A 14,424-nucleotide genomic window follows, 5' to 3' on the forward strand; every position below is an offset into this window, starting at 1 on the left:
TTGGGGTGAACCGACGGATCCGAGCCATTCCCACCAGGGAGATGACTCGGAGAAACATCAATCTGTAAAGGCGTGGGGCTATAAAAAAAGGGGGGTAAGGCAATAGAAACCGGGTGTTCTCCCCCGAGGGATAGATGAGAACCGGAGTGGTTCTGTAGGAACCCGGTTTCAGGGAGGACTACCTTGAGGCTAAGGGCGACCTTCACTTTCGAGGAGTTCAGCGATCGCCCTGCCTTCCTCGGGGGTATTCACAGGAATCGCCTGACGAGTGTCCGTAATCAACCAATCCAGGGCCGCTGCTTGGACATCAATGGAGGCACCTGTTTTATCGACGCAGTAGCGCCCAAACACCAGCTTGTCCACTAGGCGGACCCCTGGACCTAAGCGAGAATATTCAAAAATTACGCTATTTTCCACCGTTGCGCCACTGCAAATGCGGCAACTAGGCCCGATCATGGAAGGTCCTATAATTTTGGCCCCATCTTCAATTTGGGTCATAGCCCCAATGTAAACCGGCCCTTTAATATCAACCTTATCTAGGTTAACGGACACATTTAAGCCGGTGTAAACCCCGGGAATGACTTCTTTGCCAGGAATCGAGACATTTTGGATTTCTCCGGTTAACACCCCGCGAATTGCGCGCCAATAGTCCGGCACTTTTCCAATATCCACCCATTGGAAATCCATCGCAATGCCGTAGAACGGAGCACCCATTTCCACCAGTTGCGGGAATAACTCACCCCCGATGTCATATTCTTTGCCCGAGGGGATATAATTCAACACTTCGGGCTCAAAAATATAAATACCCGTGTTAATGTCGGTGCTCATGGCTTCTTCTACGGACGGTTTTTCTTGGAACTGCTTGACGCGGCCCGTTTCATCCGTAACAATTACCCCATAACTGGAGACTTCTTCCCGGGGGACAGATTTCATAACAATCGTGGCGATCGAGCCTTTTTCTTTGTGCCAGCGGACTGCTTCGGTTAAGTCCAGATCAATTAACGCATCTCCACAAAGCACGACAAAGGTATCATCGAAAAAGGGGTTAAAGTCTTGGATACGCTTCATGCCGCCCGCACTTCCAAGTGCCTCCCCGACGAGTTCGCCATCAACAATCCGACCTTCAAAGGAATAGCCAATTTCCACGCCAAATCTTTGTCCATCCCGGAAATAGTTTTCAATTTCGTTGGCGAGGTGGCTAACGTTGACCATGATTTGGTTAAAACCATGCTGGCGAAGCAATTCCACTAAAAACTCCATCACTGGTTTTTGCAGGATGGGAATCATCGGTTTGGGGGTGGTGTATGTAATCGGACGGACTCGGGTACCCTTACCCGCTGCCAGAATCATGGCTTTCATAGATATTTTTCTCTTATCCTTGAGCCTATCAATTTTAACGAATTAATGTTTTGAAATTGCAAAAAGTTGTTATCTTTTAGTCGTGATCATAAACTCAAGGTCCAACCCTGGGAATGAGGCTTCTGGGGAGGAGTTGAGCGATCGCCTAGTAATTCCCAGTCCTGTGGCCCTTCATCGCTTCGATTGCGGAGTCGGTGGGTGGCAAGGTACTTCCGGTTCGGAGGTGGTCCGGTTCAGAGGAACCGTATCGGGTTAGACCATTGCCTCATTTAAAGTAGGTGGGCTATCGAGGGGGACTGCATCAACGATCGCCCGGATTTTTAGGTCTCCGTAGAATTGTTCTTGAGACAGTTCAACCTTAGACTGAGCCGATAATAGGAGGAGGGCGGAAAAGACCCCCACGCGGTCATTGGACGTAGGGAGGGACTGGGAATCGACAGATTCTCCAGAAGGGCGATCGCCTCGCTGGTCCATCAACCCCTCTAAAAGCGCCTCCAATTCTAACCAAGGTTCACAGAGGTCCAGTTTTTCCGCGTAGGCCAACAAAAATTGAGTGAGGCGATCGGCCACTTCCGAGATATTTTCTTGTTCCGCTAACTCCGTTAGTGCCCGAACCGTACTCGCCGTAGACTTCGATCCGCCATGTCGTTTCGCACGGCGGCGAGGCGGCGTTTCGATCGCCATTGACATCAACTGCAATTGTTCAATCAACTCTTGAAGCGTCACCCGGCGTTTTTTAGGCGTGGGTGCGACCGCCCGTCGTTTGAGTTGCAATTCTAGCTGTCTGGGAACATTCCCCCCTTGTCCTTCCCCATCCATCGGATCCAGAAGTTCCCCATCTTCCTCCTCCGAGGCATTCGGGTCATCCAGTAGAGATTCTGAACGGGCCAGAGCATCCGCTTTCAGTAAAACTAACATTGAGGCATATAGAAAGGCTTGTCCCGTCTCCGATAACGCCGCTTCCCGCTCAACGCGGCCCGCTTCATGAACTTGAGACAGTCTGCTGAGATATCGGTCAATCACCTCAATCACTTGGACATCCCAGGGATCGATTTCTCCAGTTTGTGCCAACTCGATGAGGAGTGAGATCGCATTTTGAGCTAAAGAACCAGTCATATCCCTTTTTGATTTTAAAAATTAAAGTGGGTGCAGCGTGGGTGTTCAACCGTTTGATTATATCATTGTTAAAGACTGGCCTGCCCCTTGGTGGGGTTGCCAGGTGAAGCTCAACGCAACCGAGTTTTCCCCGTGAAAATAGCGGTTTAAACGATTGGCAACCCTTGATAAAAGCTTGATCCGTTAATTAATTCTGATGCCCTGACCTGGGGTCCACAGATGCCGAGATGCCCAGAAGGTCTACTCTTAATGAATCGGGGTGATGAGATCCTTGAACTGGAGGACCTGGGCAAACAGGTTCAGTATCGCTAAGATTTTACCGCTGCTCTAAATTCTAGGGTTGAGTCGCTTTCTCGACCCATTATTTAGACTTATTGCAGCATTCTGTCAAGCCAGGGATTCGGAGGTTGGGGCGATCGCGCCGTCAGGATATCCAGAGAATAGAATTTTTCCCGCTTCTAACTCCAAGCCTTTCAAAATGCTAGAGGGGTTTTATTTCACCAAATAAGCTAAAGCTTTACGGAGTAAAGATAGATTAACTGTAAAGTCAAACTTACATAAACCGGAATTTTTTTGCAGGGGATGTGTTGTGGGACCAACCAGATAGTGATGCTCCAAACCGAGCACCTGAGACAGGGCAAAAAAATAGGATCTTAAATGTCCAAGAGACATCAATTCTAAAACCTTGGTTCCGGGTTGACAGAAGACCAGATTTGTAAGAGCGGCTCCATGAGGTGCCACAATAACAGCCGCTTCATGAAACACTTGAGGTTGATTAGGTTCTTGATCAGGATTATATAATTCAAAGCCATATTCTTCGAGCAGAGGATAAAGTTCTAGCTCATTCGCAATCTTGCGAGTTCCTGTTGGACGCGGTATGTACAAACGCCGTTGCGGCTGACTGGGTTTGAGTTTGACAAGCTGCTGCATAAAATCGACAACCCAACGAGGATAATGGGCCTGTAAGCCGGGGTGAGTCGTTGCAATTAAAAGATCCGGTTGGATTCCTTTTTGACGCTGAGACCAAATACATTTAGACTCATCAATTCCCAGTTTTCTAAAAATATTCCAAGCATTTTCTGAAATCGGCTTAGGAGCTAAAATCCAATCTACTTCCTTTAAACTAAATCCTGCCTTTTCAAATAAATGCAGACGGGGCAATGATTCTAGTAAAAAATGACAGTAATTATTGGAGGCATTAGTCATTAATGAAAAACAAGTGCCAGTAATGGATTCAATGGGGTATTTTTCACGAGGTAAATGAGCATACTCCAATCGATTGCGATGATAGGATAAGTCAGGGAGAAACAGATTACTGCTCGTGAAGGTATAACCCTGAATATCCATCACCTGACCTTTGGGGATTTCAATGACTCCTGTTTCGGGAATATGCGATCGCATATTCTTGGTAAAATCAACGGACTTTTTACCCCAATTATGAGTCTTGGTCCGATCCCAGTCACAAGACAAACGGGGATAAACAAGATGCCACGTTCCCTCTTGTTGACAATAATCTTGATAACTAATCCAGTCTCGTGCTAATCCAGTGGGACCACAAGCGTCTGCCGGAGAGTGATCTAACCACGAACGTAGTTGGCCGAAGGTTTTCCGTTTAGCACGGCGCAAGAGTGAAATAGGATCAGGCATAATCACAATCTTGAGAATGGGATATAAATGGGATATTAATGAGGTATTATTCTTGATTATCCCTCTGGAAGTCACCCTGGAAAAACCCTGGTCTTGACGGAATTCTCAAACTCTGACCGGGAAGCGCGATCGCCACGGTTTTTATAAAGATAACTCAAAAATCCTATCAGATGCGCCTAAGTTTCTCCTGAAGTGGAGATACCGCGATCGCCATCTGTTGAAAAAAACTTCAAGGGGGATATTTAAGAATTGACCCTACAGTTAGGGGTAGATGTTAATCTTCCTTTAGTCCTGCCCAGATCAGGTGCATTGGTCGATGAGGGGATGACCGATTCTCAGAAATTAGTAAGAGACTTAGCTGGGTTCAAATTTAGCCCAGGTTCCTGATCGGGCCCGGGTTGAGTTGCGGATGATGAGGGGCGCTTCTCTAAACTCCGGGTCCAGGGGAATGAAAAATCCTCCTAAAACACCGCTGAGGAATAGTCATGACAAAAATTATCCCCTGTTTTTGGGTAAACCGGAACGCTCTCTTACGGAGGCGATCGCCAGGGGTGATAATTTTAAACTTGAAAATTCCTTAAGATCTGGGTTTGAAGAGGATGACCAGACTTATTAATGAAAAAGGGGATGCACCAAGAGAACAGATTGAAGAAGAGGATGCACCCAAACAACCCATTGACAGTCCCGATCACTTAGACTCAGTTCTGTAGCCATTGGGATTTACTTGTCTGCCACCGGACGTCTTTTTTGCGAAGAGACAATTCCAAGACCCGAGAGGATAATGGCAGTGACCATGCCCGGTTCGGGAATTTTTTGGCTAGGGGCGGGTTCCCATTCTATGGTGCTTGCCCCTCTCAATGTACACTGCTCCGCTACAGAGCAATCCATTGTAATGCCCTGATGTGGGCTAGAAATCTCAGGGGAAGCAGCGGATACGGGTGTAAACCCACTCAGTCCGATTTGAACGACAGATAGAGAGACCAATCCCAGAGCTAGTTTTAAAAATCTCATTGACTTCACTGAATTTGTTGACGACTTATGCTGCTATTATCAGAATCTTCTAAAATTGCTCAAGTGTCGTTAGGGTTACTCACTGCGGTTTCGTGTTTGTGATCGGGTTGATGCTGTGAGTGAAGTCACATCAGCCTTCCCCAGCAGCGATCGCGGTTCATTTGTGAATCGGATAGAGCGTTACAAACTGAAGGCAGATTGTCCTCACTCAATTCCTTGCTGAGACTAATTTAATTAGAAAATTGGGGAGATTCATCTGTCTTGGGTGAGATTGTTAGGTGAGAGAATTGGACGCTTTTGTGAACCTAAAGATAGAGTTCACAAGCCCAAGGATTCAACTCTAAGTCAAGAAATTGGCTTAACTGTTAGGATGATTCCTTGAGTCTGAAATAGAAGGTGCAGGTTTACAATACCCCCAGAACGATAGAGGGTCAGGACGCGGTTGTAATCTGTCGGGTGGAACATTTTTGTAGAGACAAACTCAGTCTAACTCCACCGTCATTGAGGTGGAATCCTACAGCATTCTGTTCTCGTGGGGCTGCTAAACCTGCAAGCCGTGAGAAGGGATAGAGTGCCCTCGACCTGGAATAGAAATAGCCGGAGCTCTCTGGAATAGAGAGCTCCGGCTATTAGATGGGATAGGAATTAGCGAAGCTGTTCTAATTGGGGCCTAACCTGAACCTGGAGGGTTTGACCTAATAACAAGAGACGACGGAATTGGACTGAATCTCCGGGAGAAACGGCGAAGGATTCAGCCGAACCCGAGGCAATACTGGTATCCAGAGAGGGGAGACCGTGGCGATCAAGTTGACCTGTGAGCCAATAGAAATAAAGCTCTTGGGAGCGTTCTAGGGACAAGCCGAGATTGAGGCGTTGACCGACGGCAATCAGGCGTTCTAAGCGCTGAATATCAGCCTCTAGGAGTTCCGGTTGGACTTCGTGGAGCAGGTCCCAGAGCGATCGCAGAATGGACCGTTCTAAAATGACTTTGGCCTCGGGGAGATAGAGATCGCAACGGGTATGTTCAGCTTCCGTGGCGATCGCTTCTAACTCTCCTAAATGCCCAAACATCACGGGTCCATCAGCCGGGGCAATCCCCAGTTCCTGTTCTAAACCCAGGACCGACTCCATACAGCGATGACCCAAGGCAATCTCTGCGGCAACCTGTAACTCTTTCGGCACCGGCAGTTCATCCCGATGGAAACCCATCATGATCCCATAATTATCCCGATATACCTGGCTGTAGAGTTGGTCCAGACGCATCAAGGTTTCTTGACTTAACAGGCGCATGATCCGATGGCGTTCCTCGGCAAAGAGGTCACGCAGATTATAGGATTTGCCATCAAAATGCTCATTCATTGCCAAAATAGCATGGGCGGCACTGGCTTCTTGCAGCACCCCAAACAGATGCTCTTTCATCTCGGTGTAGGCCCGTCGCCCCGTGAAGGGTTGAATGCTGCAATGGAAATCCCAACCGCCAAGATGGAGTACGGCAAAGACTAAATCGACACTTTCTCGGGTAATTTCCGAAACCAGTTGAAGTTGTCCGACTCCCAAAGTCAGGGGTCCCATGCGTTGCAACTGATAATCTCGTTGGTAAGCGTCATAGCAGTAAACTCGCTGTTGGGGACCATAGGTGGTAAAGAGTCCACTGATGGCGTAATGGGCGGCAACTTGCTCTAAGCTAATTTGCGCGGTTTGGACCAGATGGCGATAAACCCCGGCCCCATCTTTAAAAGCATCGACGTTACTAGATGCGAAGGCAAGACGGGCGATAAATTCTCGTTCGAGTTGGACTCCGGCAACATCCCCGGCGAGTTCGATCGCCCGGGCAGCATAGCGGAGGATTTGCACCCCTTCTGGGCGGGAGAGTTCTTCAAAGAACCAGCCGCAACTGGTGTACATCAGCAAGCTGTGACGCTGCATTTCCAGCAGGCGCAGACCATCTACTTGTTCCAGGGAGGTGAGGGGGTGAGTTTGATGGTGTCGGAAGAAGCAGTCAATATTTTCTGGGGAGCGATCGCGGACGATTTTGATATATTCATCCCGCGCTTGCCAGGGGTCTAAGAACAGGTGGCGACCTTGTTCTTCATAGATGTCGGTGAGTTGATCCCGCAACCAGTTGAGGGAGTCCCGGAGGGGACGCCGCCACTTTTGATGCCAACTGCCACCACCCCCGCAACCACAATCATCCTGCCAGCGATCAACGCCATGAGCACAACTCCAAGCGGTGACGGGTTTGAGTTGAACTTCCCAGGAGGGGGGACTGATGCTCAAATAATGGGCAAAGTTGGTGACAGTCCAGCCATGTTTGGGGAATTCACTCACAAAGGCATAGGCGAGACATTTTTCGGTTCCGCCTTTATGGTGACCGAAGGTTTCGCCGTCGGTAGCGACAGAGAGCAACTGACTGGGACGACCATCCCCTTGAATCGCTAACCCTAAGCGTCCGAGGAGGTTATGGGAATTGTTCAGGAGGTCATCAAAGCCCATATCGCGGGAAATTGGACCATCGTAGAAGAAGATATCGATGGATTTACGGTCTGATCCCCCTTGGGGATCAGGGAGAAAACAACGATAAGGCCGGGTGGGATCAATTTGTGCGCCACCGACTTCGATCCAGTCGGTTTCGGTCTCTTCATCGGTGGGGATCACGCGGCAGCGTTGGGCTTGTGAGGGGGCTAGAATAATAAATTGGATGCCTTCCGCAATGAGGACTTCCAGGGTGGGATAGTCTACGGCAGTTTCTGCTAACCACATTCCCTCGGGATCACGTCCGAAGCGGGATCGGAAGTCTTCTTTACCCCAACGAATTTGGGTATATTTATCTCGTTCGTTGGCAAGGGGGATGATGATATGGTTGTAAACTTGGGCGATCGCATTGCCATGACCGTTGAGCCGCTGTGCACTTTTGCGATCGGCTTCGATGATGCGATTGTACACTTCTCGGTCATAGCGTTCCAGCCATGTCATTAAAGTCGCACCGATATTAAAGCTGAGATATTCATAGTTATTGACGATCCCCACCACTTCGCCACAGTCGTTCAAGATGCGGGCATAAGCATTCGGACGATAGCATTCGTGATAAATCCGCTCGTTCCAGTCATGAAAGGGCGAGGCACTCGGTTGCCGCTCGATCGCATCTAAATAGGGGTTTTCGCGTGGGGGTTGGTAAAAATGTCCGTGAATGGAGACGTACACACCCGTAGCGGTTTTGATGGGATCAACTTTGGCGGGTTCGGTCCGAGTTCCTGGCATTTCTGCTGGAGTTAGGGTAGTTAAGGTCGGATTCAGCATCATTGCTGTGTCGGATGGGGTTGTCATACTGTTAGATCTACAACTAAACAATCGATAAAATCTATCTTTAGGCAGGCAATCTCTGGGGTACAGAGTGTTGGATTAAGTGCAGACAATTGTAAGAAAATGGCGGGGCGATCGCTCGGGCAATGACAAACTTAGCACGCACCGCCGGGGTCTGCGCCTCAACTGTGATAGCCCTTGCTTGTACCTCATGATCTCTCAGGCTATCTCTTGCGCGATCGCTGTTCTATCCGTTTTCTGCTTTGAAGCTTCTGAAAGGCACTATAACCGATCCCCATTGTAAATAGTGCGATGCTTGTCTTAATTTCACACTTTAAAACAAATCTTTATTTTCGGAAACTTGCAAATCAAAATGTCTATGCTATAATCCGCTCCGCAAGACTTATCCGGGGATTTATATCTTCATCTTGAAGACATCCAAATCCAAGGTCATGCCCTTTTGTGCTACAACAGGTTTCGTTATGACTGAACGAATTCTGAGTTTCAATCCCTAGTCTAATTACCTAGCCAAAACCGGAGGAAATGGATGCAAGGGTCTACAGTGAACTAACCTTCCCTGAATAGGAGTCCAATCAGACCGGCCAATTTAACGACAGTCTGATCGCAGAACCCTCCTGTAGATCCGTCAAATCAACCGGACTTGAACTCGAACGGGATCGCTCATCTTTTAGCCTAGACTCTGCCCTCAAACACCCGGTGAGTAGCCTAGGAATACCCGAAACATCTTCCTGATTCTTACAGTTCAATTACCACTCATTTTTTTACTGAGACCTAACCAATTTGATGTCCATCAAAAACATTATTTTCATCGGATTACTTGTCTTTGTCCCCATTTCCATTGCGGGTCATTTTCTGGAATGGGGAGCGTTAACGATTTTTTTAACCGCTTGTTTGGGAATTATTCCCTTAGCTGCTTGGATGGGAACCGCCACGGAAGAAATTGCGGTAGTGGTTGGTCCAAATATTGGGGGATTGCTGAATGCCACCTTTGGCAATGCTACTGAATTAATTATCGCCCTAGTTGCCCTGAATGCGGGATTAATTAATGTCGTTAAAGCCAGCATTACCGGGTCAATTATTAGTAACCTGCTCCTCGTCATGGGGTTTTCCATGCTGTTGGGAGGGCTGCGATATAAAGAACAAGTATTTCAACCGATTGTAGCCCGGTTGAATGCCTCGGTGATGACTCTGGCGGTGATTGCCATGTTACTGCCCACAGCGGTAGATTTCACCTCCACCGGCATCGCAGAAAAGACTATGCAGCAACTCTCAAGCTGCGTGGCGATCGTCTTAATCCTGGTTTATGTCTTAACCCTGGTGTTTTCCATGAAAACCCATGCCTACCTCTGTGATGTCGGGGAAGCTGAAATAGAAGGGGAAGAAGGCGAACCCGGCAAACCGCCGAATGTCTGGTTATGGACAGGGGTGCTATTAGCCTGCACCCTGATGGTAGCTGTTGAATCAGAATTGTTAGTCGCTTCCCTAGAAGAAGCTACTTCGATGTTGGGATTAACTGCCCTCTTTACCGGGGTGATTGTGGTTCCGATTATTGGCAATGCTGCGGAACACGCGACGGCAGTTACAGTGGCGATGAAGAATAAGATGGACCTCTCCGTATCCGTCGCCCTGGGTTCAAGTTTACAAATTGCCTTGTTTGTTGCGCCCGTCTTAGTCATTGCCGGTTATATCTTGGATAAACCGATGGATTTAAACTTCAACCCCTTTGAACTGGTGGCGGTTGCCGTATCGGTTGTAATTGCCAATTCGGTCAGTTCTGATGGCCGTTCCGATTGGCTAGAGGGGACTTTACTCCTGGCGACTTATGTCGTGTTGGGATTAGCATTCTACTTCCATCCGGAGATTGCAGGGATGGGTTAAAAATTTGATATTGGGTTAAAAGAGTTCGATACAACCAGGGGGAGCAATGCTCCCTTTTTTTTGGGCTAAATTTTTTTGGGCTAAATGGGTTTGGGTTGGGCGCGGTTAAACCCATGAGGACAGCGATCGCCAGGTTCGATCAGGGACAAGGGTCAGAAATGATGCAGCCAGATTTATACCGCAAGACAACTGCCGGGAATCCCACCTATACTACAGATAGTGGTTTCTTGAATTTGCGATCGCCCTAAGTATCGACCTCACCCGCTCAATCCAGCCCCTAAGCGTGTATGAGCTATTGCATCAACCCCGCCTGTTCTTCCCCCCACAATCCGGATGACAAACTCTTCTGTCTCGGTTGTGGAATGCAATTGCTGCTTGATCGTCGCTATCGCCCGGTGAAAGCCCTCAGTTCTGGGGGCTTTAGCGTCATTTACCAAGTGGATGACCAGGGCCTGCCTAAAGTCCTGAAAGTCCTTAATCTCACCCAATTTACCACCCTCCAAGCTCAAAAAAAAGCCGTTTCCCTGTTTGAACGAGAAGCGCGGGTCCTGAGTCAACTCCATCGCCAAGGGATTCCCTACATGGAACCCTCGGCTTATTTTACGATCGCCCCTCCGGACCGCAAACCTCCCTTACACTGTCTTGTTATGGAAAAAATTGAGGGAGTCAACCTCGAAGAATGGCTGAAACAACAAGGCACTCCCCTCACCCAATCCCTTGCCTTAGAATGGCTCAAACAATTAGTCCTTCTCCTGGAAGAAGTCCATCAACACCAATTTTTCCATCGGGATATTAAACCCAGTAATATCATGCGTCAACCCGATGGCAATTTGGCTTTAATTGACTTTGGAACCGTTCGAGAAGTCGCTCATCGGGAACTCTCCCCCCGGCATCTCACCCCTGCCGGAACCGTGATCATTTCCCGAGGATATGCACCACCGGAACAGGAAAAAGGTCATACGGTGGAACAATCGGACTTTTTTGCCTTAGGACGCACCTTTGTCTATTTGTTAACCCGCCAGCATCCCCTAACCTTTTATGACCCCTATACAGACGAATTTCGCTGGCGGAGTCATGCGCCTGGGGTTTCCCCTGAATTTGCCGAATTTCTCGATCGCCTGATGGCACCGTTCCCCTCCCAGCGTCCCCGCAATACCAGAGAAATTCTATCCGAACTCACCCGTTTAGAGCAGATTCAGAACCGCCACTCCCTGATTCATCCCCTGCCACCCCCCCAGAAACTGCCTGTCCCTACACCCTCTGGCGTTACCCTGACAGGCCCTGATTTTACCCTCGATCGCACTTTGGTCGGGCATCAAGATGGAGTCTGGTCTGTGGCCCTTTCTCCTCGGGGTCATATCCTTGTCACCGGCAGTTGGGATAACACGATTAAAGTCTGGAATGTTGCTACGGGGCAATTATTACGGACTCTGATGGGTCATCAAGAGGCGGTGTGGTCCGTGGCAGTCGCTTCGGATGGTAAAACCCTGGCATCAGGCAGTTCTGACCAGCAGATTAAAATTTGGAACCTTCCTACCGGACAATTAATTCACACCCTCACGGGTCATTCTAACTGGGTCGCGGCAGTGGACCTCTCCCCAAAGGGTGAACTGGTTGCTTCGGCGAGTTCGGATAAAACGATTAAAGTTTGGTCGGTTAAGAGTGGGGAATTAATCCACACCCTCACGGGTCACCGCTACGCTGTTACTTGCATCGCCTTTACTCCTGATGGCAAAACCTTAGTCAGTGGCAGTGGGGACAAAACTTTGAAAATTTGGTCCCTGACGACGGGTGAATGCCTCTCAACTTTCACCGGACATCGCGCCTCGGTAACTTGCCTTGCCATTAGTCCTGATGGCAAAACCGGGGTGAGTGGGGATGTGAAGCAGACCCTTTGTGTCTGGGATTTAGAGACCCTTGAGCTTAACTATACCCTCACGGGTCATTCGGGAACGATTTGGTCGGTGGCGATCGCCCCTGATGGCGAACAGTTGGTCAGCAGTTCTCGGGATAAAACGGTTAAAATTTGGGACTTACAGACGGGAGAATTACGCGGCACTCTCATGGGTCATCGCAGTGCGGTTAATGATGTGGCGATCGCCCGCAATGGGAAAATTCTCGTCAGTGCGAGTCATGACCAAACCATCAAAATTTGGCGACGGGTCCATCAACCCTCAAATGTGGCGATCGGTTCATGACTCTCTTTGAAACAGATTACTTCTACCCCTAACTCGTCTCAAAATTAGCCGACTTCTGTTGCATTCCCCGCTTAAATCTCTCCCTACATCGGCGACTCGGGGAAACAGCTATTTCTTTTTAAAGAGTCCGATTAACCCCTTTAGATAGAGGTCACCTTCGCCCTAACGAGGATAAATTAGGGAAACATTGATAACTGTAATCATAAATCCACCTATCAATTCAGTCGGGTCAGTCTGGATCGGAACAAAAAAATCCCGGCTCCCCAGCCTATAACCTTAACAGACAACTAAACGCCCATCCCAGCCGTAGAGGTAAAATTATGAACCCTGAATCCAATCGTCCGCCAGAATTTCTCTCAGAAGATGGAGAAAATAATTTACTGTGGGACTATTTACAATCCTTGAGCCCGGAAGCCATTTCCCAACTCTCTCGACCGAGTTCCTCGGATGTCTTTCAAGTCATGGAACGTAACATCATCGGGTTGTTAGGAAATCTGCCCCCAGAACACTTTGGCGTGACGATTACGACCAATCGTGAACATCTCGGACGAATTCTTGCCTCAGCGATGATTAGTGGCTATTTCCTGCGCAATGCCGAGCAACGCATGGCCTTTGAAAACTCCTTACAATTTACCGAATCTCATCCTAAAATTCATGAGTAAATGGAGCATTAAGTTGTAGGGTGGAGTTGAAAAAACTAAATCAGAACCAGAGTATTACTCGAACCTCGGCAGGCTCTCCCCAGAGTTTGCCGAATTTTGCTATTTTAGACCTGCGGAACTCTCTGCTGAGTTGGTACGCCCAAGCGGGACGAGATTTACCTTGGCGTCATCAACGGGATCCTTATCCCATTTGGATCTCGGAAATTATGTTACAACAGACCCAAGTTAAAACGGTTATCCCCTATTATCATCGCTGGTTGGAGCGGTTTCCAACGATCGCCGGTTTAGCCGAATCCAGTCAACAGGATGTCCTCAAATTGTGGGAAGGGTTAGGATATTATGCTCGTGCGCGCAATTTACACGCTTGTGCTCAGGCGATCGTTCAGGACTATGCTGGCAGTTTTCCCACTACCCTAGAAGCTGCACTGGCGTTACCGGGAATTGGTCGAACTACCGCAGGTGGGATCCTCAGTGCGGCATTTAATTTACCTTTGCCGATTCTTGATGGGAATGTCAAACGAATTTTCGCTAGACTCATAGGGTTGCAGGTGCCACCGGCAAAGGCGATGAAGCTATTATGGCAATGTTCAGAAGTCTTGCTGGATCAGAAAAATCCTCGGGATTTTAATCAGGCTTTGATGGATTTGGGGGCGACTTTATGCACTCCCAAGGCCCCTGAATGCAGTCGCTGTCCTTGGATGGTTCACTGTCAAGCTTATCAATTAAAAATGCAGGCTGATTTACCCATGCGTGAAACCTCTAGTCCCCTCCCCCATAAACAAATTGGTGTAGCCGTGATTTGGAATGATCAAGGGGAGATTTTGATTGATCGCCGACGTCAGGACGGACTCCTCGGGGGGTTATGGGAATTTCCAGGAGGCAAAATCGAACCGGGAGAAACGGTATCAGATTGTATCCACCGGGAGATTCGAGAAGAGTTGGCGATCGCAGTGGAAGTGGGTGCAAAACTGATTACGTTAGAGCACGCTTATACCCATTTTCGGGTAACTTTAACGGTTCATCATTGTCGTCATATTGCAGGGGAACCGCAACCGTTGGAATCCGATGAAGTGCGCTGGGTGCGATTGGATGAAATCGACCAGTTTCCGTTTCCAAAAGCGAATGTCAAGATTATTGAGGCGTTACGTCAATCCGAAAATTCTTCATTTAAACTGTAACCGAAACCCAAATCAGCTAAGGCATTAAGTTAGGGTTTTAGGGTTAGAGATGTA

At 48.4% G+C, this 14,424-nt stretch carries 8 protein-coding genes; 4 read left to right on the top strand and 4 right to left on the bottom strand.

Annotated features, from left to right (window positions below; all coding sequences use genetic code 11):
• Window positions 1-189 precede the first annotated feature (189 nt).
• The 4 genes from NG796_RS15085 to NG796_RS15100 all read right to left on the bottom strand — a co-directional run bounded on the left by NG796_RS15085 (window position 190) and on the right by NG796_RS15100 (window position 8,457).
• Window positions 190-1,359, bottom strand: coding sequence for an NDP-sugar synthase (locus NG796_RS15085; RefSeq protein ID WP_261207672.1), 1,170 nt, complete (start codon window positions 1,357-1,359; stop codon window positions 190-192).
• 252 nt (window positions 1,360-1,611) lie between these two features.
• A complete protein-coding gene (locus NG796_RS15090; RefSeq protein WP_261207674.1) occupies window positions 1,612-2,475 on the bottom strand; it encodes a segregation/condensation protein A in 864 nt (287 codons plus the stop codon).
• Between the two features lie 492 nt (window positions 2,476-2,967).
• On the bottom strand, window positions 2,968-4,122 hold the full coding sequence (locus NG796_RS15095; RefSeq protein WP_261207675.1) for a glycosyltransferase family 61 protein: 1,155 nt from the start codon (window positions 4,120-4,122) through the stop codon (window positions 2,968-2,970).
• Window positions 4,123-5,778: 1,656 nt separating this feature from the next.
• Complete coding sequence (locus NG796_RS15100; RefSeq protein WP_317619318.1) at window positions 5,779-8,457, bottom strand: DUF3536 domain-containing protein; 2,679 nt, start codon at window positions 8,455-8,457, stop codon at window positions 5,779-5,781.
• Between the two features lie 780 nt (window positions 8,458-9,237).
• Between NG796_RS15100 and cax the strand changes: the two genes are divergently transcribed.
• The 4 genes from cax to mutY all read left to right on the top strand — a co-directional run bounded on the left by cax (window position 9,238) and on the right by mutY (window position 14,370).
• Entirely contained in the window at window positions 9,238-10,332 is a 1,095-nt protein-coding gene (cax, locus tag NG796_RS15105; protein ID WP_261207676.1) for a calcium/proton exchanger, read from the top strand.
• A 287-nt stretch (window positions 10,333-10,619) separates the two neighbouring features.
• Window positions 10,620-12,530 carry a serine/threonine-protein kinase gene (locus tag NG796_RS15110; protein ID WP_261207677.1) on the top strand — a complete coding sequence of 637 codons (1,911 nt, stop codon included), beginning with the start codon at window positions 10,620-10,622 and terminating at the stop codon, window positions 12,528-12,530.
• Window positions 12,531-12,850: 320 nt separating this feature from the next.
• Window positions 12,851-13,192: a DUF760 domain-containing protein gene (locus NG796_RS15115; RefSeq protein ID WP_261207678.1), complete on the top strand. Its 342-nt coding sequence runs from the start codon at window positions 12,851-12,853 to the stop codon at window positions 13,190-13,192.
• A 26-nt stretch (window positions 13,193-13,218) separates the two neighbouring features.
• Window positions 13,219-14,370, top strand: coding sequence for an A/G-specific adenine glycosylase (gene mutY, locus NG796_RS15120; protein WP_261207679.1), 1,152 nt, complete (start codon window positions 13,219-13,221; stop codon window positions 14,368-14,370).
• The last annotated feature ends 54 nt before the right edge of the window (window positions 14,371-14,424 follow it).

The organism is Laspinema sp. D2d, from assembly GCF_025370755.1.
GTDB lineage: Bacteria > Cyanobacteriota > Cyanobacteriia > Cyanobacteriales > Laspinemataceae > Laspinema.

Coding starts and splice junctions, on each gene's coding strand:
- NG796_RS15085 (WP_261207672.1), bottom strand. CDS start 1,359: ATGAAAGCCATGATTCTGGCAGCGGGTAAGGGTACCCGAGTCCGTCCG.
- NG796_RS15090 (WP_261207674.1), bottom strand. CDS start 2,475: ATGACTGGTTCTTTAGCTCAAAATGCGATCTCACTCCTCATCGAGTTG.
- NG796_RS15095 (WP_261207675.1), bottom strand. CDS start 4,122: ATGCCTGATCCTATTTCACTCTTGCGCCGTGCTAAACGGAAAACCTTC.
- NG796_RS15100 (WP_317619318.1), bottom strand. CDS start 8,457: ATGACAACCCCATCCGACACAGCAATGATGCTGAATCCGACCTTAACT.
- cax (WP_261207676.1), top strand. CDS start 9,238: ATGTCCATCAAAAACATTATTTTCATCGGATTACTTGTCTTTGTCCCC.
- NG796_RS15110 (WP_261207677.1), top strand. CDS start 10,620: ATGAGCTATTGCATCAACCCCGCCTGTTCTTCCCCCCACAATCCGGAT.
- NG796_RS15115 (WP_261207678.1), top strand. CDS start 12,851: ATGAACCCTGAATCCAATCGTCCGCCAGAATTTCTCTCAGAAGATGGA.